This window comes from Streptomyces sp. NPDC019531 (assembly GCF_044903305.1).
Taxonomy (GTDB): domain Bacteria; phylum Actinomycetota; class Actinomycetes; order Streptomycetales; family Streptomycetaceae; genus Streptomyces.
Window position 1 is genome coordinate 22,440 of record NZ_JBJDQL010000050.1, and the last position, 18,425, is coordinate 40,864.

General features: G+C 69.2%; 16 protein-coding genes. 10 read left to right on the forward strand and 6 right to left on the reverse strand.

The features are described from left to right. Window positions 1-27: 27 nt before the first annotated feature. Both ACI2L1_RS37935 and ACI2L1_RS37940 read right to left on the reverse strand, forming a co-directional pair. Entirely contained in the window at window positions 28-1,671 is a 1,644-nt protein-coding gene (locus ACI2L1_RS37935; RefSeq protein WP_404744033.1) for a thiamine pyrophosphate-binding protein, read from the reverse strand. A 55-nt stretch (window positions 1,672-1,726) separates the two neighbouring features. Then, window positions 1,727-2,524 (reverse strand): cyclase family protein, encoded by a 798-nt coding sequence (locus tag ACI2L1_RS37940; protein ID WP_404743994.1) that lies wholly within the window; start codon window positions 2,522-2,524, stop codon window positions 1,727-1,729. A 117-nt stretch (window positions 2,525-2,641) separates the two neighbouring features. Between ACI2L1_RS37940 and ACI2L1_RS37945 the strand changes: the two genes are divergently transcribed. After that, a complete protein-coding gene (locus ACI2L1_RS37945) occupies window positions 2,642-3,595 on the forward strand; it encodes a LysR substrate-binding domain-containing protein (protein WP_404744034.1) in 954 nt (317 codons plus the stop codon). Window positions 3,596-3,637: 42 nt separating this feature from the next. Here the strand turns inward: ACI2L1_RS37945 and ACI2L1_RS37950 are convergent, their stop codons facing one another. Next, window positions 3,638-4,363, reverse strand: coding sequence for an IclR family transcriptional regulator (locus ACI2L1_RS37950; protein WP_404744035.1), 726 nt, complete (start codon window positions 4,361-4,363; stop codon window positions 3,638-3,640). A 109-nt stretch (window positions 4,364-4,472) separates the two neighbouring features. Here ACI2L1_RS37950 and ACI2L1_RS37955 point away from each other — a divergent pair, with 109 nt between their 5' ends. From ACI2L1_RS37955 to dmpG, 3 genes are read left to right on the forward strand one after another with little or no spacing between them, the layout of a single operon-like run. Further along, window positions 4,473-5,324: a 2-keto-4-pentenoate hydratase gene (locus ACI2L1_RS37955; RefSeq protein WP_404743995.1), complete on the forward strand. Its 852-nt coding sequence runs from the start codon at window positions 4,473-4,475 to the stop codon at window positions 5,322-5,324. Then, window positions 5,321-6,283 (forward strand): acetaldehyde dehydrogenase (acetylating), encoded by a 963-nt coding sequence (locus tag ACI2L1_RS37960; protein ID WP_404743996.1) that lies wholly within the window; start codon window positions 5,321-5,323, stop codon window positions 6,281-6,283. The genes ACI2L1_RS37955 and ACI2L1_RS37960 overlap by 4 nt, the downstream gene beginning before the upstream one ends. Continuing rightward, the gene (gene dmpG, locus ACI2L1_RS37965) at window positions 6,280-7,293 is read left to right on the forward strand and encodes a 4-hydroxy-2-oxovalerate aldolase (protein WP_404743997.1); all 1,014 of its coding nucleotides are present in this window, start codon (window positions 6,280-6,282) and stop codon (window positions 7,291-7,293) included. Before ACI2L1_RS37960 ends, dmpG begins: the two co-directional genes overlap by 4 nt. 105 nt (window positions 7,294-7,398) lie before the next feature. Here dmpG and ACI2L1_RS37970 read toward each other — a convergent pair whose 3' ends face one another. Further along, window positions 7,399-8,877, reverse strand: coding sequence for a purine-cytosine permease family protein (locus ACI2L1_RS37970; protein ID WP_404743998.1), 1,479 nt, complete (start codon window positions 8,875-8,877; stop codon window positions 7,399-7,401). Window positions 8,878-9,037: 160 nt separating this feature from the next. On the opposite strand from ACI2L1_RS37970, the gene ACI2L1_RS37975 reads away from it, so the two are divergent. Then, window positions 9,038-9,574, forward strand: a complete 537-nt coding sequence (locus ACI2L1_RS37975; RefSeq protein ID WP_404743999.1) for a VOC family protein — start codon at window positions 9,038-9,040, stop codon at window positions 9,572-9,574. Here the strand turns inward: ACI2L1_RS37975 and ACI2L1_RS37980 are convergent. Next, on the reverse strand, window positions 9,531-10,505 hold the full coding sequence (locus ACI2L1_RS37980) for an AraC family transcriptional regulator (protein WP_404744000.1): 975 nt from the start codon (window positions 10,503-10,505) through the stop codon (window positions 9,531-9,533). The genes ACI2L1_RS37975 and ACI2L1_RS37980 overlap by 44 nt on opposite strands. A 601-nt stretch (window positions 10,506-11,106) precedes the next feature. Here ACI2L1_RS37980 and ACI2L1_RS37985 point away from each other — a divergent pair. Then, window positions 11,107-12,702, forward strand: coding sequence for a phytoene desaturase family protein (locus ACI2L1_RS37985; protein WP_404744001.1), 1,596 nt, complete (start codon window positions 11,107-11,109; stop codon window positions 12,700-12,702). Between the two features lie 215 nt (window positions 12,703-12,917). Here the strand turns inward: ACI2L1_RS37985 and ACI2L1_RS37990 are convergent, their stop codons facing one another. Beyond that, complete coding sequence (locus ACI2L1_RS37990) at window positions 12,918-14,060, reverse strand: FAD-dependent oxidoreductase (RefSeq protein ID WP_404744002.1); 1,143 nt, start codon at window positions 14,058-14,060, stop codon at window positions 12,918-12,920. Window positions 14,061-14,286: 226 nt separating this feature from the next. On the opposite strand from ACI2L1_RS37990, the gene ACI2L1_RS37995 reads away from it, so the two are divergent. The 4 genes from ACI2L1_RS37995 (at window position 14,287) to ACI2L1_RS38010 (ending at window position 18,372) form a co-directional block, all read left to right on the forward strand. Further along, window positions 14,287-14,877: a TetR/AcrR family transcriptional regulator gene (locus ACI2L1_RS37995; RefSeq protein ID WP_404744003.1), complete on the forward strand. Its 591-nt coding sequence runs from the start codon at window positions 14,287-14,289 to the stop codon at window positions 14,875-14,877. Between the two features lie 100 nt (window positions 14,878-14,977). After that, window positions 14,978-15,592, forward strand: a complete 615-nt coding sequence (locus ACI2L1_RS38000) for a TetR/AcrR family transcriptional regulator (protein WP_404744004.1) — start codon at window positions 14,978-14,980, stop codon at window positions 15,590-15,592. A gap of 393 nt (window positions 15,593-15,985) precedes the next feature. Next, window positions 15,986-17,497 (forward strand): MFS transporter, encoded by a 1,512-nt coding sequence (locus tag ACI2L1_RS38005; protein WP_404744005.1) that lies wholly within the window; start codon window positions 15,986-15,988, stop codon window positions 17,495-17,497. Next, window positions 17,494-18,372 (forward strand): cation:proton antiporter, encoded by an 879-nt coding sequence (locus tag ACI2L1_RS38010; protein WP_404744006.1) that lies wholly within the window; start codon window positions 17,494-17,496, stop codon window positions 18,370-18,372. Before ACI2L1_RS38005 ends, ACI2L1_RS38010 begins: the two co-directional genes overlap by 4 nt. Window positions 18,373-18,425 lie beyond the last annotated feature (53 nt).

Here is an 18,425-nt window from a genome sequence, read left to right on the forward strand (position 1 = left end):
GTCGCCTGGGTTCACATGTCACTCCGATCAGTGACCGAACGCTTCTCGCAGCCACCATGACCCTTCGGCTGAGGTGATCTTGGCGTCGACCACAAGGGGCCGGTCGGGATCCGACGACAGCCAGTCCTTGACGGCGGCCAGGTCTTCGGGGGTGCGCACAGTCAGGCCGTCACACCCATGGCCCCGGGCCAACGCCGCGAGGTCGCCGTCCGGGAAGGTCACATTGGCCAGGCCCGAGCTGTCCGGCCCGAAGTGGTGCGCCTCCGCGCCGTACATGGCGTCGTTGTAGACGACGACCAGCATCGGGATCCGCAGGCGTACGGCGGTTTCGAGCTCCGAGATGCCCATGAGGAAACCGCCGTCGCCCAGCGCGGCGACGGGGAGCCGGTCGGGCCGTGCGACGGCCGCGCCGATCGCCGTGGCCAGGCCGAGACCGACGGATTGGAACGCCTGCGTGAAGCAGAAGCCGTACTCGTCCGGCACATCGAGATACATGCTGGGGTAGCCGAGGAAGTTCCCGGAGTCCACCGACACGGTGCGCTCGGCGGGCAGCAGTTCGTCGAGCGCGGCCGACAGCGTGCGCGGGTCGATCCGGCCGTCGGCGGAGTCGTCTGCGAACGGGATCTGGTTCCAGCGCAGCCGCGTACGGATGCGCTTGCCGATCTCAGGACGGCGGTAGCCGGTCCTGGGTCCGTCGCCACCGGCCCTGAGCAGGTCGGCGGCAGCGCGCGCCGTCTCGGTGACACCACCACACAGACCGAGGTGAACGAACCGGTTGCGGCCGATCGCGGACGAGTCGAGGTCGATCTGGACCACCCGGGCGTCGGCGCCGATCAGTGCACCGTGGCGCATCGTCCACATGTTGAGGGCGCAGCCGAAGCCGACGATCAGATCGGCGTCCGAGATCAGTTCCGCGGTCAGTGGTGAGGCGAACCCGCCCGACACGTCGATGCTCCAGGGGTCGTCCTTGAACAGACCGCGCGAGACGGCGGACGTGGCCAGCAGGGCACCAGTCTCGGCACCCAGCTCGCGCACGGCTTCCCGGGCTCCGGCCGAGCGCCCGCCGCGGCCCACGATGAACACCGGGCGCTCGGCTCGGGTCAGCAACTCGCAGAACCGCGCGAGCGGTTCATCCGCCGGCCGCGGTCGGGCCACGGGGGCGGTCCGCCTGCTGACCGCCTGCAGCGGCAGCTCCAAGTCCTGTACGTCGATCGGGACGTTGAGCACCACGGTCCGTTGCTGGTGCAGGCAGGTCGTGAAGGCCTGGACCACGTCCTGCAGGGCGGACCGAGGTGACCGGATCCGCATAGGCACCGCTCCGACCCCGGCCGCGAGCGCGGACTGGTCGACGAAGAAGTTGGAGGTCGGCTCGGTGGCCTCGGCGGTGAGGACGAGCAGCGGGGTCCGGCTCTTCGCGGCCTCCGCGATCCCGGTGAGTGCGTTGGTGTAGCCGCAGCCCTGGTGCAGCGACAGTACGGCGACCTCGTCGGACATCCGCGCGTATGCGTCGGCCATGGTCGCCGCGCCGCCTTCGTGCCGGGCCGCGACGAAGCGGGCGCCTCCTTCCACCATGGCCTGGGTGAAGTGGTAGTTGCCGCTGCCGACGACACCGAACACGGTGCGGACGCCGAGTTCGGTGAGGCGGCGGCCGATGGCCTCCCGGACGAGCATGGTCACGGCGCTCTCCGTTCTGTGCGGGAGTCTGCAAGGCGGTCTCTGCGGGGGCTCATGCGGGGCGCTCCACGAGGGCGAGGACGCGGGCAGGGCTGCCGGAACCCCCGACGATGCGCAGCGGCGCCACGATCAGCAGGGCACCTGTGGGCGGCAGCAGATGCAGGTTCTGGAGCTGTGTGATGCCGTATTTGCCGGCACCGAGCAGATAGTGGTGTGCGGGGAACTCGGGCTCGAAGGCGAACGCCTGGCCGGCGTCGGTTCCGACGGTCTCCACACCGAGCCCCAGGACGGGAGTTTCCTCGGCGAGCCAGCGCGCGCACTCCGGGTCGAGCCCCGGCGTGTGCGGGCCGGTGTCGTCCGCGTTGAGGAACAGGTCCTGGTTGTGCGACCGGGCCGCCCAGCCGGTCCGCAGGAGCAGCCAGCCGGCCGGAAGGCCGCCGTGCTCAAGCTGCCAGGCTTCGATGTCCTCGCGCCGGAGGAGGAAGTCCGGGTCCGCCGCGCACTGCTCGGTCCGGTCGATGACGACGGCCGGGGCGACCAGGCGCGTGACCGGCACGGCGGCGACGTCCCCGTGGTCGCGACCGGTGATCCAGTGGCACGGGGCGTCGAAATGGGTGCCGACATGTTCGCCGGTGTGGATGCCGTTCTGGTACGAGGTGCTGCCCCGCTCGTCGTACTTCGCCAGCTCCTCCAGACGGAACCGTGGGATCGGTGACATGTCGGGAGGCAACGTGAGCACGGGCGTGGCGGACGAGAGGGGTGCCGTGAGGTCGATGACCGACACCGCGCCGGAGGCGAGCCCGAGCGCCAGCCCGTCCAGGGCTCCGCCGGTTCGAGGAGAGGGAGGCATGTGCCGATCGTGCGCGTTTCGGTCCGGGTTGGGCCAATACCTATTACGGTGTCGCTATGCTCATTTGGCTATAGGAAGTGAGTCTTCCATGCTCAGAGGTGTGGGGATGTGAGAGCGATGAACCCGGAACGCCTCCTTGACGGCCGCCTCAAGCTGCGCCACCTGGTGCTGGTCACCACGATCGCCGAGCAGGGCACGCTGGTCGGAGCCGCGGGCGCACTGCACGTGACACAGCCGGTGGTGACACGAGCGCTGCACGAGGCGGAGTCGGTCGTCGGGGCCGAGCTGTTCACCCGCGGACCACGGGGCGTGCGCCCGACCGCCTACGGCGAGATCCTCCTCGAACACGCCCACGCGGTGCTGGGCAACCTCCGCTCGGCCGCCGAGCGCATCGACGAACTGCGCCGGGTCGGCATCCAGCCCGTCCGCGTGGGCACCAACCTCGCGGGCGCCTTCTCGCTGCTGCCGCCCGCCGTGATCCGGCTCAAGGCAGAGCACCCCTCGCTGACGGTGACCGTCGTGGAGGGCGTGCCCGCCGACCTCGATGCCCGCCTCACACGAGGCGAGGTCGACCTGCTCGTCGGTCGACTGCAGAGCGATCACGCGGGGAAATTCCGCCATCTCGCGCTGTACGAGGAACCGGTGGGCCTCGTCGTCCGCCACGAACACCCTGCCGCCCGGCCCCCCGTGCCCGCTCTCGAAGAGTTGAGGGACTTCCCCTGGATCCTGCCGGGCCGTCCCAGTGTTCTGCGCGAAGAACTCGACGAGTTCTTCGCGCGAAGCCGGATTCCGCTGCCGCGAAACATGATCGAGTGCTCGACGATCCTCACCCTGCGCGCGATCCTGCTCCGCACGGACGCGATCGCGCCGCTTCCCCTTCTCATCGGCGCCCGCGACGAGGCACTCACGAACCTGCCGGTCGCGCTGGAGACAGTGCCGCGTGCCATCGGTATCACCACCCTCGCCGACCGGCCGCCGGCCCCCAGCGCCCGGCTGCTGATCGGGCATCTCGTCGCTGAGGCACAGGAGATCTCGGGGGAGCTGGCAGCACTCGATACGCGGTCGGGATGAGCCCACGGCAAGCCATCGCCCCCGGACCACGGAGTCCGGCGCTCAACGCGCCTGGCGCAGCACCCGGGACAGGCCGAGTGCGGTGGCGCGCACGGCCGGGGCCAGTCGGGCGGGGCGGAAGCGGGCCTGCGGGACGGCGACCGAGAGCGCGGCGACCGCCATGCCGCCTCCATCGAAGACGGGGGCGGCTATGCAGCACACGCCCAGTGCGGCCTCCTGCTCCTCGTAGGCCAGGCCGGAGACCTGGGCCTGTTCGACGGCGGTGCGCAGCAGCTCCGGGTCGGTCAGAGAGTACGGGGTCAGGCGCGGCAACGGCTCGGCGAGGATCATCTCGGTGAGGTCGGGGCCCGAGAAGGCGAGCAGTGCCTTGCCCACACCGGTGCAGCTCAGGGGGAGTCTGCCGCCCACGCGTGACGGGAGGGGCAGTGGGGCGTGGCCGTGGACGCGTTCCAGGTAGATCACGTCGCGATCGTCCCGCACGCCGAGGTGGACGGTTTCATGTGTGGCCTCGTACAGGTCCTGCACGAAGGGAAGTGCCGTTTCGCGCAGACCGTGGCGGCGGGGCACGAGCATGCCGAGTTCGAAGAGGCTGCCGCCGAGCCGGTACGCGGTGCCCGCACGTTCCAGAAGTCCCAGCCGCACGAGGTCCGCCGCCACTCGGTGGGTGGTGGTCTTGCTGAAGCCGGTGCGCTCCGCGAGTTCCGTCAGACGGTAAGAGCCGCCGTGTGGGCGGTAGCAGTCCAGGATGGATACTGCTTTGTCCAGCATGTTGCCCTGATCCGTGTTCCGTGTCACGGAACAATTGTTGCTGCTGCGTGCAGTCGCGTCTATGCAGGACCTCACCCTGTCCCGCACCTCCCCCTTGGAGAGTGGCCGCATGTCGACACCCCCCAGCACCGAATCCCCGCCCGCCGCCGTGGTCAGAGCTGCCGACGCTCTGGCTGACGCGGCCCGCACCAGGGTGCCCTGCCCGCCGGTACGGGCTCTGCTCCCCGGCGGCTGTCTCGTGGACGCGTACGCCGTGCAGCGGCTCAACGTGGAACGGGCCCTTCAGCAGCAGGACCGCCGGATCGTCGGCCGTAAGATCGGCCTCACCTCCCCGGCTGTCCAGCGGCAGCTAGGCGTCGATCAGCCGGACTTCGGCGCGCTGCTGTCCGACATGGCCGTCCCCGACGGAGGCACCGTCCCCGTTGGCCGGCTGCTCCAGCCGAAGGTGGAGGCCGAGGTCGCCCTCGTCCTGGGCGGCGACCTGCCGCACGCCGAGAGCACGGTGGCGGACGTGCTGCGTGCCGTCGATTTCGCACTGCCCGCGCTGGAGATCGTGGACAGCCGCATCGCCGGCTGGGACATCACCCTCGTGGACACGGTCGCCGACAATGCCTCCTCCGGCCTCTTCGTCCTCGGCGGCAGCCCGGTGCCGCTGACCAAAGTGGACGTTCGCCTCGTGCGGATGACGATGACCCGGAGCGGCGAGACGGTCTCCTCGGGAACCGGCGTGGACTGCCTCGGCGGCCCGCTCAACGCTGCCGTCTGGCTCGCCTCGACCCTTGCCGCGGCGGGTGATCCGCTCCGGGCGGGCGACATCGTGCTCACCGGGGCCCTCGGACCGATGGCGGTCGCCGGCCCCGGCGACGCCTTCGAAGCGCATATCTCCGGCCTGGGATCGGTACGCGTCGCATTCGCGCCGGAAGCAGCTCGACACGCTCGACACGAAGGAGGGCAGCAGTGAGCGCCACCACCCCCCAGAGCCGCACGAAGGTCGCCGTGATCGGGTCGGGCAACATCGGCACCGACCTGATGATCAAGGTGCTGCGCACCTCCGACGTCCTGGAGATGGGCGCCATGGTGGGCATCGATCCGGACTCCGACGGTCTGGCCCGCGCCCGCCGCCTCAATGTCGCCACCACCCATGAGGGCGTCGACGGGCTGGTGGAGCTCGACGAGTTCGACGGGATCGGGATCGTCTTCGACGCCACCTCGGCCGGCGCCCATCACCGCAACGACCAGGTACTGCGCGCCCTCGGGCGCCGGGTGGTGGACCTCACGCCGGCCGCCATCGGCCCGTACGTCGTGCCCTCCGTCAACCTGGACGAGCACCTGGACGCAACCAACGTCAACATGGTCACCTGCGGCGGCCAGGCCACGATCCCGATCGTCGCCGCCGTGGGCGCGGTCACCCCCGTCCACTACGGCGAGATCGTGGCGTCCATCTCCTCCCGTTCCGCCGGTCCCGGCACCCGTGCCAACATCGACGAGTTCACCGAAACGACCTCCGCGGCCATCGAGGAGGTGGGCGGGGCCGTCCGTGGCAAGGCGATCATCGTGCTCAATCCCGCGGAACCACCGCTGATCATGCGGGACACCGTGTACTGCCTGGTCGGTGACTGCGACGACGCCGCGGTGATCGCCTCGGTTGAGGCGATGGTCGGCCAAGTCCAGGCATATGTGCCCGGCTACCGGCTCAAGCAGAAGGTCCAGTTGGACCGGGTCGCCGCCGGCGACCCGCTACGCGCCCTGCTGCCCGACGGCACCCGCGGCCCGGCGGCCCGGGTGTCGGTCTTCCTGGAGGTCGAGGGCGCTGCCCACTACCTGCCGTCGTACGCCGGCAATCTCGACATCATGACGTCCGCGGCGCTGCGTACCGCGGAGCGCATGGCCACGTCTCACGTGATGGGGGCGGCCCAGTGACCGCGTTGTACGTACAGGACGTCACCCTGCGCGACGGCATGCACGCCGTCCGCCACCAATACAGCGTCGAGCAGGCCCGAACCATAGCCGCGGCCCTGGACGCGGCCGGGGCCGACGCCATCGAGATCGCGCACGGCGACGGCCTGTCCGGGTCCAGCATCACCTACGGAGTCGGCGCACACACCGACTGGGAGTGGATCGAGGCCGTCGTCGACGCCACCGGCAACGCCGTGCCGACCACACTGCTGCTGCCGGGCATCGGCACCCTCCACGACCTGAGGCAGGCGCACGCGCTCGGCATCCGCTCGGTGCGGATCGCCACCCACTGCACCGAGGCCGACATCTCGGCCCAGCACATCTCCGCCGCACGGGACCTGGGCATGGACGTCGCCGGGTTCCTCATGATGTCCCACATGGCGGAGCCTGCCGAACTGGCCCGACAGGCCAAGCTGATGGAGTCCTACGGCGCCCATTGCGTCTACGTCACGGACTCCGGCGGCCGGCTCACCATGGACGGCGTACGTGATCGCTTCCACGCCTACCGCGACGTCCTCGACCCCGCGACCGAGACCGGCATCCACGCCCACCACAACCTGGCCCTCGGCGTGGCCAACTCGGTGGTCGCCGTCGAAGGCGGTGCGACCCGCGTGGACGCGTCCCTCGCCGGGCAGGGGGCGGGCGCCGGCAACTGCCCCTTGGAGGCGTTCATCGCGGTCGCGGACCTCATGGGCTGGGAACACGGTTGCGACCTCTTCCCCCTCATGGACGCCGCGGACGACCTCGTCCGTCCATTGCAGGACCGCGATGTGCGGGTCGACCGAGAGACCCTGACCCTCGGCTACGCGGGCGTGTACTCCAGCTTCCTGCGCCACGCGGAGACGGCCGCGGCACGGTACGGCCTCGACACCCGCTCGATCCTGGTCGAGGCGGGCCGACGAAAGATGGTCGGTGGGCAGGAGGACATGATCACCGACATCGCCCTCGACCTGGCAGGACGGAACCGGAGCTGACCCGCGGGGCCACCCTGGCCCGTCCGGGCGGTCGGCAGCCCCACGGCATGCACAGGGGAGCCGGGGGCGTCACTCGACGCCCCCGGCTCCCGGCAGGCACGCCCCTCAGGCAGGGCCCGCTCCGGACGGCACCATGTCAGCGGGCCGAGCGAGTCGGCGGGGTCTCAGGACGCTGCACCGCAGTGCCGGGTACAGCACGAGGACCATGGTCAGCGACACCAGGAATCCCAGCGACGTCACACCCGTCTCCTGAAGCGTCGCGCCCGTCCCCGCCGCGGCGAGAACGGAGATCACGCCTGCCCAGTTGACCTCTTCGAGCTGGTCGGCCTCCGCGATCCGCCGGCGCCGTACGATGAAGAAGTCGGCGATGATCACTCCGGCGAGGGCGGTGGACGAGACGCCGAGGATTCCCAGCCAGCTGTTGACCAGCCCGAGGATGTCGCCGGCGACGAAGACCAGGCCGATGACGTTGCCCGCCACCACCATGACGACGCGACCGGGATTGCGTCCGGTCAGGCTGTGGGCAAGGTTGGTGAGCGCGAGGGATCCACTGTAGGTGTTCAGCACCTGTGCCTTGGCCTGCGCCGCCCACATCAGCAGGAAGCCGATGAATCCGCCCAGCACCACGAAGTAGGCACCGGAGTTGTTCATGACCATCCAGGCCACCTTGTCCGCCGTGGTGCTCCCGACCTGGCTGGCGGCGAGTCCCGGATGTGCGTGGAGGTAGTCGCCGACGACACCCGATCCGGCGTGGATGACGATGGTCCCGAGCACCACGATGAATACGTCGATCATGATCGCGCCGCCGAAAGCGAGGATGCCGACGTCCCGGCTGGAGCGCGCGTAGCGGGCGGTGTCGGCGTCGATGAGCGCGAGTGCCCCGGCGGAACCGGCGAGAATCGATAGCACCGCCGTGAACCGCTCGCCCTGCCCGCTGTACCCCGGGACCGCCGGTCCGGCCGACAGCACGTCGGAGAGGGACGTGTGCGACTTCGTCAGGGCGAGCACCGCCAGGACCACGGTGAGCACGGTGAAGGCGATGACCAGGACCATGGACGTGCGCAGGACCAGCTTCAGCCCGAACGCGGTCAGGGCGATCCAAGCGACGGTCAGCACCCCGTAGATCAGCACCGCGTTGGCAGTACTGGGCGACCAGCCGAACATGAACAGTGTGCCGTAGTAGAGCAGGGCGTTCTCAAGGCCGAGGAAGCCCAGAACGACGAAGGCGGCGATGAAAGAGGCGATGGCGGACCCGCGCCGACCGAGGCCGTAGTGCCGCGCGGTGACGGTGCTCGAGGTTCCGGACTTGTAGGAGACATGACCGACAAGCCAGCCGAGCGTGCCCCCGAACACGGCGACGACCACGCCCGCCAGGATGCCGTAGCCGACGCCGGCTATGAGGGTCACCCCTGCGCCGATGGCCAGTTGGATCAGCGTGGAGGCGATCCCGGCGGTGTTGGTCATCAGGCGCCAGCCCGAACGGCGCTCGGAGTCCGGGACCGCGGTCAGCGCGTGGTCTTCCATCCGTGCCCGGACATCGTCCGCGGAGCCGGCGGCGGACTGTTCATGCGTAGGACCGTGCATAGGACACGCACCTTTCCTGGGATATCGCCGAATTTCCCGTGAATGTATTCACGGAGAAATCGCCCCGACTATCCGCTCGACGCTGACCTCTGTCCATATTCCGCGCCACTACCCAGGCCATGCGCAACCTTCGCCGACTCGTCTTGACAGTAGCCGAACCATGGCTGTCTTCTTGGCGCATGACCCGGCTCTCTCCGACGAAAGGAACACCCAGGTGGCATTTTCCGGAGCTTTCTCGCATGTGGGCCTGACGGTGCCCGACCTGCCCAGGGCCATCGCCTGGTACCAGCAGGTCCTGGACCTTTACCTGCTCAAGGGGCCGATTGAGGTCGTCGAGGACGACACACCGCTCGGACGGGCCACCGCCAGTATCTACGGCACCGGATTCCAGCGGTTCCAGTTCGCCCATCTCTGTGCGTCCGACGGCACCGGGGTCGAACTGTTTCACTTCGAGAACCCGCCCACGACTCGTCGTGAAGACAATTTCGAATTCTGGCGTACGGGAATTCATCATTTCGCCTTGACCGCTCGGGACGTCGACGGCATGGCCGAACGCATTGCCGCCCACGGCGGCCGGGCCCGCTCGTCGACGGTGGTCGTCGACCCGGAGCGGGACTACTCGATCGTCTACTGCGAGGATCCTTGGGGGACCGTTATCGAGGTGTGCTCCCACCCGTACGCCCAGATGTGGGCATGACGGGCCACGCCGAGCCGTCCGCGCACCCGCCCCGCAGCGTGGCGGAGGGGGATTCGCCGAACTGCTTGCGGTACTCCACCGCGAACCGCCCCAGGTGGAGGAAGCCCCACCGTACGGCGACGGAGGTGACGGTGGTCGTCGCCGGATCCGCCTCCGACAGGCAGCGCCGGGCCCGCTCCAGCCGGACCTGGCGCAGCTGTTCGGTAGGGCTCAGTCCGAGGTGACGCCGGAACCCCTCCTGCAGGACACGCACGCTCACGTGCACCTCCGCGGCGAGTTCCGTCACGGTCAGCGGTTCCCCCGCGCGGGCTTCGATGATCTCCAGCGCGCGTCTGACCGTCGACGGCGGCGGGGGCAGTTCCCGGCCGTGCAGGGCGTCGCTGTGCGTGTTCGGCTGGCTGAGCAGCAGGTGCGTCAGCAGCAGATTCTGGAAGTGGGCCAGCGCCAGTGGCTCGCCCAGGATCGCTCCGTCGTTCTCCATTTCGCCGCGCAGCAGATTCACCAGCGTGAGCCAGGTCCGGCCGCCCGGGGACGTCAGGTCCATGGCCACGGAGAAACGCAGCGGCCGGTGCGGATTCCGGTTCAGAACACGGGACAGATGCGACTCGACCATGTCCCGTTCCATCCGGACGATGAGTTGCGGGCTGCCGGCGCTGCGCCGCAATTCGATGGGCTCGTTCGGCGAAAGGACCACGGCGGTGTTCCGGTCGGCGACCAGGCAATGCTTTCCGAACATGACTTCGGAGGCGTCGCCGAGCGGAATCTCGACCAGGAAGATGTCGCCCACCTCCCCGGCGGCGATGTGCACGGGAACCCCGTAGTCCATGTAGTGGAGACTGATCCCTCCGGCCTGCGCCGCATGGTGGCGGGCGTCAAGACGGCTGCCGCGCTGCACAATGCTCAGCCGGTGCGGGCAGAATATCTTTGCCACCACTTCCCGGGTCTCATCCAGATCACTGCTGCGCAACCGAAGAAATCGCGGCAGCAGAAGGGGGACCTCGGTCACGGCGCACCTCCGAAGGGAAGCTTCGCCAAGGTTTTCCTGAATCCCTTGGCAAGAGCGATGACGACACGGAGGCGACCGCCGGCTCCGTTGGCATTTCGGTCGCCTCGTAGGAAGACCTGTCACGGTGTACGACCGGTGACCGCGGCCGATCTCCGTGTGTCGAGGTCAGGTGGGCGAGCTTGGAGAAGCCGCCCGACCCATTGATCCACAGGTTAAGGCGGTTGCCGGCGGGGCGGTAGAGGTCGGACTGCAGTCTCCCGGCTCACATCTGGAGTCGCCGACAGGCTAAGCGCACCGGCCAAGCGTCGCTATCCGCCTCACGAACGGGCTTGTCCAGATCCCGCTCCCGGCGGGAGGACACCGCAGCGACCGGGCGCGAGAAGTGGACGGCACCGCGCGTTCGGCGGATAGCTCGCCACGTCGCCCGCCCATAGCTTCTTTGCAGCCTCCGACCTGCCCGTCCCGCCCGCCCGGCTCGGATGGCTCCCTCCCGCACCAACCCACCAGCGCAGTCCGAGGAGCACCCATGGCGCATACGGTCGATGTCGTCGTCGTCGGATCCGGTGTGAACGGTCTGGTGGCGGCGGCAGAACTGGCCAAGGGCGGCTGGTCGGTGGCCCTCGTGGAGCGGGGTGAACGGCTGGGCGGTTTCATCGCCACGGAGCAACGGACCCTGCCCGGTTACCTGCACGACACGTACTCCTCGTGGCATCCGCTGTTCGTCTCGGGTGCCGCCTACGCCGTGCTCGGCCAGGACCTGCACCAACACGGTCTTGATTACCGGAACACCGACGATCTGGTCACCGCCACCGTCACGGACGACGGCAGGGTGGTGCTCGCCCACCGCGATGCCGCCACCACGGCGCGGACGTTCGCCCACCCCGAGGACGGCGCCGCCTACCTCGCCATGCTGCGGCGCTTCCTCGACAATGCCGACGCCATCGGCGGCCTCATCGGCGGCGAGCCGCGCTCGCCCCGGACGCTGGGGCATGTCCTGCGCCTGCTGCGCCGGGAGCGGTTCACCGGCACCGAGACATGGCTGCGGGCTGCTCTCACCAGTGCCCGGTCGTACTGCCGGAGCACCTTCCGCGGTGACGAGCCGGACCTGCTGTGGGCGCCGTGGATGCTGCACGCCGGCCTGTCGCCGGACCACGCCTCGGGCGGCCTTATGCTGCCCGTCCTGGCCGCCACGCTGCACCGCTTCGGCCTGCCCGTGGTCGCGGGCGGAGCCGGGAACTTCGTCAGCGCCTTCCAGAAACTGCTCGGTGAGCTGGGCGTGGACGTCTGCACAGGCCGGACGGTGGAGCGGCTGCTCGTCAGCGACGGCAGGGTCCGCGGTGTCGTCTGTGGCGGTGAGACCATCCGGGCCCGCCGCGCCGTCCTCGCCTCGGTGACCCCGACCGCGTTGTACGGAGATCTGCTGCCCGCGGACGCACCTGTCCCGCCCGTGGTACGCGACCAGGCCCGGCGCTTCCGGTACGGGCGTGCGGCGATGCAGATCCACGTCGCCCTCTCCGCTCCGCTGGGCTGGCGCGACGATCGGCTGGCCGCCGTACCGCTGCTGCATCTGAGCGACGGATCGGCGAGTACCGCGATCGCCTGCGCGGAGGCCGAGGCGGGTCTGCTGCCCCGCCGGCCCACGGTGGTCGTGGGCCAGCAGCACGTCCTCGACCCCTCGCGCGTACCGGAAGGGGCCGCCGCATTGTGGCTGCAACTGCAGGAACTGCCCTACGAGCCGAAAGGCGACGCGGCGGACGAGCTGGATGTCACCGGCGGCTGGACGAAGGAGCTGACCGACGGCTACGTCCGCCGGGTGCTCGCACGCGTGGCCCGGCACGCGCCCGACCTGCCGGGCAAGACGCTCGCCTGGGATGCCGTCACCCCCGACGACCTCGCCCGGTACAACCCCAACGCGGTGGCCGGCGACCCCTACGGAGGATCCGCCGAACTCGACCAGAACCTGCTGTGGCGCCCGCTTCCCGCGGCGTCCCGACATGCGACCCCGGTGGCCGGTCTGTGGCACATCGGTGCCTCCACCCATCCCGGCCCCGGCCTCGGCGGAGCGTCGGGACACCTCGTGGCGCAGCAGCTCATGCGCGCGCGTCGGCACACCCGCGGGTGACCGGTGCGGCCTGCACAGATACGCCACTCGACCGGACCCCTCCTTGGCGGGCGCGCTGCCGGTGAACTCCCGGCTCCGGAAGACGCTCGACTTGGACATCCGGCCGAGCGCTTCACCGAGTTGCTGGGCAGCGACCCCAACGCCCCCTGCGTTGCGGCGAATTGTTGAGTCGCTCCGGGGCGCGAGGCCGTCATGGGTCCGTGCCGTGGTGGCGTTCAGACCTTGGGGCCTCCCTCACCGAACTCGGGGATCTCGGAGCTCAGCAGCATCGCGGCGCCGCCCACGAGCATCTGGGCCATCTCGGTCGCACGGGGGGACATGGCCTTTTCGTAGGTGTGGATGGCGTCGTTGACGGTGGCGGCATCGGCGAGAGCGAGGGCGAGGTCGCTGCCGTCGAGCATGGCGAGGTTGACGCCGACGCCGAGCGGCGGCATGAGGTGGGCCGCATCGCCGAGCAGGGTCACCGTGGGGTTGTGCTCCCAGGTGTGCGGGACGGGCAGGGCGAAGATCGGGCGGTCGATGTAGGGGCCGTCGTTGTCGGTGATCACCTTGCGCAGGCGGGGTGACCAGTCGGCGTAGCGCTCCAGGAGGAGCGAGCGGATGCCGTCGGTGTCCTCGGGCGTCAGGCCGCTCGCGCGGATCCAGTCGACCGGGACGCGCTGGACGAGATAGACGCGGATGTGGCCGCCGCCGTTGCGCTGCGCGAACATGCCGCGCTCGCCGTCGGCGACGTGGGCGCTGCCTTGGCCGACCAGTTCCGCGATCTCGGGGTGACGGTTGTCGACGTCGTTGAACCACGCTTCCAGGAAGCTCACGCCGCCGTAGTCGGGGGTCGCGGCGGAGACGGCCGGGCGGACCCGGGAGAAGGCGCCGTCGGCGCCGATGACCAGATCCGTCTCCACGGTGGTGCCGTCGGCGAAGTGCAGCTGCCGCGGTCCCTCGGCGGGCCCGCTGACGCGTTCCAGCGCACGGCCCCAGTGCACGGTGCCGGGCGCGAGGGAGTTGAGCAGCAGGTCTCGCAGCTGTCCGCGGTCGATCTCCGGCTTGAAGGTGTCGTCGGCCGTCGGCATCTCGTGGGCCACGATGGTGCCCGTCGGGTCCATCTGGCGCATTTCCTGGCCCTCGGGACGGGCCAGCGCGAAGAACTCGTCCAGCAGGCCGGCCGCGCGCAGGGCGATCTGGCCGTCGTCGGCGTGCAGGTCCAACGTGCCGCCCTGGTTGCGGGCGTCGGGGCCCGCGTCACGGTCGTGGACGGTGACCGTGATGCCGTGCTGTTGCAGGACCCGGGCGCAGGTCAGCCCGCCGGGGCCGGCCCCGATGATGCTGATCCGGGCATGGGAAGGGTTCGGAGACGTCATGGAAGTTCCTTTCCCCACTGAAGCCAGCGAGGGGTGTGGGAGAGCGGGGCGGCGATCGGCGAGGTGCTCGACCGCAGAGGAGGCGACAGCTCAGGCCACGTCGTCAACATTCTGGACCTTGATGCTGCACGGCAACTGAAGGCAGAGTACGCAAAAAAGTGTAGCGACACAACTTATCGATGGATACAACTAAGCTACGAATGCCGCAATCAGATAGGGTCGCCCCATGACAGAGCCCCCGCTCGGCCGCCGCGAACGCAAGAAGGCCGCCACCCGGCAGTCGATCGCCGACGCCGCACTCCACCTCTTCCTGGAGCGCGGCTATGACGCCGTGAGTATCCGGGACATCGCCGAAGCGGCTGACGTGTCGGTCACCACGGTGTTCAAGCACTTCACCGGCAAGGAAGCCCTCGTCTTCGACCGGGAGGCGAGCACGGACGCCCACCTGGTCGCCGCGGTGCGCCGGCGTGATGCCGGCCAGAGCGTCCTCGACGCCCTGCGCCAGCATGTGCTGGACACTTGGCTGCCGATCGCGGCGGATCCGCAGATGGAGGGGTTCAACCGCCTGGTGGACTCCACTCCGGCGCTGCGTGCGTACTCCGAGCGCATGTGGATCCGGCATGCCGACACTCTCAGCGCGGCCATCGCCGATGAGCTCGGCGTGGAGCGCGGCAACCTTGCCTGCGCCGTTCTCGCCCGATTCGTTCTTGACGTTCCTGGCCTTGCCCAGGGGCGGAGAGACCGCCGAGCCGCGGTCGAGGAAGTCTTCGACATCCTTGCCGACGGCTGGCAGGCACCCGGCAAGCCGACCGCATAGCACGTCGGCCGAGCAGTGGGTTGTGGCCGGGGACGACCGCGGGTTGCCGCGACCGTTCGTCGAGAGCTGAGTCACTAAACCGCTCCGGTAGGATGAAGCGGTGATCGAGCAGACGGCCGGCCGACGAGAGCGCAAGAAGGCGGCCACACGGCAGGCGCTCGCCGATGCGGCGCTGGACCTTTTCCTTGAGCGCGGCTTTGACGGCGTGGGTGTCAAGGAGATCGCCGAGGCCGCGGACGTCTCGGTGACGACGCTGTTCAAGCACTTCCCCAGCAAGGAAGCACTGGTCTTCGACCGGCAAGGCGCAAACGAAGCGGCGCTGGCCGCTGCGGTGCGCCATCGGCTCCCTGGGCAGTCCGTGCTGGACGCGCTCCATCTGCACTTGCGGAGCATGCTGCTGGGATTGCCCAACTCGACGCCCGGGTTGGCGCGTTTCCTGACGCTGGTCGACTCCACCCCGGCGCTGCGGGAGTACGCGCGGCGGATGTGGCTCGGCCAGGAGGAGGTTCTGTCGGCGGTGATCGCCGAGGAGCTGGGATGTGCGGCGGACGACATGAAGGTGCGTGCACTGGCCCGCTTCGCCCTGGAGAGCCGGCTGCTGGCACGTGACAGTGCGGACCCACTGAGTTCATTGGACGCGGTGTTCGATCTGCTCGCCCGCGGCTGGGGTGAGTTTCTGGAGCCCTCCCGCGTCGACAAGGCCGCGGGCGCGTAGCACCGGGCGAACGGCCATGGTCCGGCTCCGTCCTTCCCGCATGTCGACGTCGTCGTAGCGGCGATCCTCGCTGCCCCCTGCTGTCCCGGACATGGCTCCAGCTGTCCCGGTCGTGGCTCCGGGAGATGGAGTGCATGAATCATAAAGTTTTGTGACTTCACCCTGCTGACGCGTCGATGAGTCGCGGGCCGGATGGGTGCGGTAGGTGACGCCTGCGGCTGCCGAGCCTGGGGAGGTTGTGTGGCGAGGGGCGCCGACCTGATCGGCGGGTGCGTGGACCGAGGGGCCATGGTTTTGTCACTGTAAAAGTGAAATCACTAAACCTTTGTGTCAGTATGGGTCCGCGCCGTCCGGCGCGCCCGCTTCCCCTCGCCTCCGAAAGGGGTGATCTTCATGTCCGCGCCCTCTCCCGCCTCCGTCCCGGCCCAGGGAGCAGCACCGGCCGAAGCGCCGAGAAACGTTCGCTGGGTGCTCCTGGGTGTGATGCTCGCGATGCTGCTGGCGATGCTCGACAACACGGTCGTCGGCACCGCGATGCCCACGATCGTCGGTGACCTCGGTGGGCTCGACCACATCTCGTGGGTCGTCACCGCCTACACCCTGGCGACCGCGGTCTCCACTCCGGTCTGGGGGAAGTTCGGCGACCTCTACGGTCGTAAGCACGTCTTCCTGTCCTCGATCGTGGTCTTCATCGTCGGATCCGGTCTGTCCGGGGCCGCCCAGTCGATGTGGGAGCTGATCGGGTTCCGTGCGCTGCAGGGCATCGGTGCCGGCGGCCTCGCCGCGGGGGCGTTCGCGCTGATCGGAGCGCTCGTGCCGCCCCGCGAGCGCGGCCGGTACCAGGGCATGACCGCCTCGGTCATGGCCATCGGCACCATCGCCGGGCCGTTGGTCGGCGGTTTCATCACCGACCACCTCGGCTGGCGCTGGGCGTTCTACGTCAACCTGCCCTTGGGGGTGGTGGCGTTGGTGTGGTGCTGGGTGATGCTCAAGCTGCCCGCGGTTCGTACGAAGGCGACGATCGACTGGCTGGGCATCGCCCTGCTGACTCTTGCGATCAGCGCCATCGTGCTGGCCGCCACCTGGGCCGGCAGTACCTACCCCTGGGGCTCCTGGCAGATCCTGGCCCTGGTGCTCGCTGGCGCGGTGATCTGCGCGGCCTTCATCGCCTGGGAGCGGCACGCATCCGAGCCGCTGATGCCGCTGCGCATCTTCACCGGACACCGCAACTTCCCACTGACCATCCTGATCCTGCTGAGCGTCGGCGTCGTCATGTTCGGCTGTTCGCTGTACCTGCCCCTGTTCCAGCAGACCGTCCAGGGAGCCTCCGCCGCCAACTCCGGGCTGTTGCTGCTGCCGCTGGTGCTGCCGATTGTCGTGTCCTCGCAGATCGCCGGCAAGGTCATGTCCGCCACCGGCCGGTACAAGATCTTCCCGGTGCTGGGCGCGGTGTTCCTGATCACGGGTGCGTCGTTGATGACCTCGATGGACACCGACACCTCCCGTCTGGTCACCAGTTGCTACATGGTGCTGGTGGGCCTGGGCATGGGCTTCACCATGCAGATGGGCACGACGATCGCCCAGAACAGTGTGGAGATGCGGGACATGGGCGTGGCGTCCGCCGCCACCAACCTCTTCCGCACCCTCGGAGGTTCAGTGGGCGTCTCCGTGTTCGGCTCCTTGTTCTCCCGGGCCGTTCAGAACCACCTGCCCGCCGACGGTAAGGATGCCTACGTCGACGGCGCCGCGGTCGGAACCCAGCACATCTTCCTCACCATGGCCGCCATATGTGTGGTCGCCCTGCTCGCCGCGCTCGCCATCAAGGAAGTCCCCTTGCGCAGCAGCGAGCCGGCCAAGGAGACCGGACCCGCCACTCAGCAGGCGGCGCAGCAGAGGACGGCATGACGTGCTTCGGCGGACATTCTGTTACGGGTGAGGGGGATTCGGCGGGATACTCGCGAGGGCTGTCGACCAGATTTCTCTGGCACCGGCAGCGGGACCGGCACCGGCAGCGGGACCGGGTCGCCGACGCGACCAACTGGCGCACGCTGGCGTTCCTCCTGGAGTCGGGCCTCTTCGTCGTCATGGGTCTGAGCGTCAAGTCGCTCATCGACGAGGTCTGTTCGGAGCACCTCGGCGCTTGGCGCGCCCCGTTCGTCGGCCTGGTCGCCTCGGCACTGTTGATCGCCGTACGGATGGTGTTCGTCGCACCGCTGATCGGCTTTCTGCGACAGGAACGCCGCCGCGCAACCCGGGCAAAACCCAGGGTGGAACGACTTCGGACCACATTCGACCAGGTGGATCCGGACCCGGACGAGCGGATCCCGGACCGTCGCAAGCAGGGTGTCAGGCTCCGTGTGGCCCGCGTGCAAGCAGGTATCGATCACCTGCTCAGGGGGCACACGGTCGACTGGCGCAGCGGCGTCGTGCTGGCCTGGTCCGGAATGCGCGGTGCCATCACTCTGGCCGCGGCCCAGACCCTGCCTGAACACACGCCCTACCGGCCGCAGCTCGTTCTCATCGCGTACGTCGTCGCCCTCACGACACTGCTGCTGCAGGGGTTGACCCTGCCCGCGGTCATCCGCGCCGTCCGGGTGCCGGGTGGCGACCCGGTCCGTCTCCGCGACGACTGCACAGGTCTAATCGTCGAACTCGGTGACGCCGCGGAAAGTGTCCTCTCCGCAGCTGTCCGCGAGGACCCTCGGATCCGCGCCCGGACAAGCGCGGACAGCTTCGGTCGCCCGCTCACACGAAGACGCCGACGCCACCGCTCGCCTTGAGACCTACGGCCGGCTGGGGAGTGCCGTGATCGTCGCCCAACGTGACGCCCTGC

Excerpts from the sequence above, each read along its gene's own strand:
- ACI2L1_RS37935 (WP_404744033.1), bottom strand. The coding sequence starts at position 1,671 with ATGCTCGTCCGGGAGGCCATCGGCCGCCGCCTCACCGAACTCGGCGTC.
- ACI2L1_RS37940 (WP_404743994.1), bottom strand. The coding sequence starts at position 2,524 with ATGCCTCCCTCTCCTCGAACCGGCGGAGCCCTGGACGGGCTGGCGCTC.
- ACI2L1_RS37945 (WP_404744034.1), top strand. The coding sequence starts at position 2,642 with ATGAACCCGGAACGCCTCCTTGACGGCCGCCTCAAGCTGCGCCACCTG.
- ACI2L1_RS37950 (WP_404744035.1), bottom strand. The coding sequence starts at position 4,363 with ATGCTGGACAAAGCAGTATCCATCCTGGACTGCTACCGCCCACACGGC.
- ACI2L1_RS37955 (WP_404743995.1), top strand. The coding sequence starts at position 4,473 with ATGTCGACACCCCCCAGCACCGAATCCCCGCCCGCCGCCGTGGTCAGA.
- ACI2L1_RS37970 (WP_404743998.1), bottom strand. The coding sequence starts at position 8,877 with ATGCACGGTCCTACGCATGAACAGTCCGCCGCCGGCTCCGCGGACGAT.
- ACI2L1_RS37975 (WP_404743999.1), top strand. The coding sequence starts at position 9,038 with ATGGCTGTCTTCTTGGCGCATGACCCGGCTCTCTCCGACGAAAGGAAC.
- ACI2L1_RS37985 (WP_404744001.1), top strand. The coding sequence starts at position 11,107 with ATGGCGCATACGGTCGATGTCGTCGTCGTCGGATCCGGTGTGAACGGT.
- ACI2L1_RS37990 (WP_404744002.1), bottom strand. The coding sequence starts at position 14,060 with ATGACGTCTCCGAACCCTTCCCATGCCCGGATCAGCATCATCGGGGCC.
- ACI2L1_RS37995 (WP_404744003.1), top strand. The coding sequence starts at position 14,287 with ATGACAGAGCCCCCGCTCGGCCGCCGCGAACGCAAGAAGGCCGCCACC.
- ACI2L1_RS38005 (WP_404744005.1), top strand. The coding sequence starts at position 15,986 with ATGTCCGCGCCCTCTCCCGCCTCCGTCCCGGCCCAGGGAGCAGCACCG.
- ACI2L1_RS38010 (WP_404744006.1), top strand. The coding sequence starts at position 17,494 with ATGACGTGCTTCGGCGGACATTCTGTTACGGGTGAGGGGGATTCGGCG.